Origin of the sequence: Microcoleus asticus IPMA8 (assembly GCF_013179805.1) — a bacterium.
Classification (GTDB): domain Bacteria; phylum Cyanobacteriota; class Cyanobacteriia; order Cyanobacteriales; family Microcoleaceae; genus Microcoleus; species Microcoleus asticus.
The window spans coordinates 1-1,439 of sequence record NZ_SRRZ01000296.1; the positions used below are offsets into that span (position 1 = coordinate 1).

Below are 1,439 nucleotides of genomic sequence, written 5' to 3' on the forward strand. Positions count from 1 at the left end.
CCAGGCAAGTCTAATATATAGTCCAAATAAAAGTCCATGAGAACAAATGTATTGTTTGTTACATTATACACCATAAAGTCAGGAGAGCCATTGCATCACAGATAGCAAAGTTGTCATTACAAGAAACTGAGCTGATGTCAGTTGTTTTTTTAAATGAGTCTGGTAAAATGTTGGTATCATTATTTTTTGGATAGGCAAGCGTGTAACAATTATGCTGCCTATCTTTTTTTAGCACACATTGGCTCAATCCTCACCACATCTGGGTTTCAGGCTGGTTGTCACCCCCCCAGATGAAGTACAGTAGCAGCAGCTTGTAAACCAGTTTTTGAAGTGCTTGATATTGACCGAATCAACCGCCTACGCCAAGTAAAACGTCAACCCGGAATCGTAGTGGTTGGTGAGAACTGACGTAAAAAAGCTTTCAGTTGCGACCACCATAATTCTATCGGATTAAAATCCGGAGAATAGGGTGATAAATTCAGGACAGTGGCACCAGCCGCTTGAATCAATGGTTCCATCACCGCCAGCTTGTGGGTTGGGAGATTATCAATTAACTTCGACTGCACCATCCCATAAGTTTGGTACTAAAAAGTGTTGAATAAATACTTCAAAAGCCTGACCATCCATCGACCCATTTATTGTCATTAATCCTACTACTTGTTTTAAGCTGATTGCTCCGACTACGGTGGATGAGAACACCGCGATAAAATGGTTTTAAATCGTAGACTCTACTACCACATTTTGAACGTACACGGGTTCTTGTTAACCCCAATAAAACACCCATTTTATCCAAAAAACCGAGGTTATCGGGGTCGATAAAACCGAGGTTATCGGGGTCGATATTTTTCATTTTGTCCCAAGAAGCAATACCTCAAAATTTGCAATCTTTAAGTGGCAGGCTGACTACTGCGTACGGTCTTTTTTTTCGCGTCAAATTTTGTTTTTGTAGTTCACGACACATCATGCTAGGATTGACAGCTTCCTTGTATTTCAAACGCCAATATTCACTTGGGTTCTGACAGCGTGCTATCCGGATATTTTTCTGCCATCTGGATCGATTCATTTGTGCGCGAGTTTAACACACTTTTGAGGCTTCTATCCTGTTGTTTTGGTTGAATATGACCAGTCATTTGTTTTTGTTTTAAGATTTTTTTAGCACACCTTTTACTTACATCAAATCTGGCAGCTACTTTCCTAATTGAGGTAGCACCTTGTTCATAACTTTTAACTATTTTGTTACTCGTCTTGCTCGAATAAGGTTTAATTTTTTTGCGTTATTTACTAAATACACTCTATCATATATATAGCAATCCTAAATGATTTTCTATATCTAGAGCAATCCTAAATGATTTTCTTTGTGTAAGTATATTGACGTATTTTAGGGAAATCAAATTTATGTTCGTTAGTGAAAAACTCAAATAAAAATTTGACAATCTTAA

Annotated in this window: 1 protein-coding gene; it reads right to left on the reverse strand. The window is 37.8% G+C overall.

Features of this window, described 5'->3' with window-relative positions:
• Nucleotides 1-374 precede the first annotated feature (374 nt).
• On the reverse strand, nt 375-569 hold the full coding sequence (locus E5S67_RS34985) for a transposase (protein WP_172193483.1): 195 nt from the start codon (nt 567-569) through the stop codon (nt 375-377).
• Nucleotides 570-1,439 lie beyond the last annotated feature (870 nt).

Bases quoted from the DNA above. Each gene is read 5' to 3' on its own strand.
- E5S67_RS34985 (WP_172193483.1), bottom strand. From the start codon at position 569: ATGGTGCAGTCGAAGTTAATTGATAATCTCCCAACCCACAAGCTGGCG.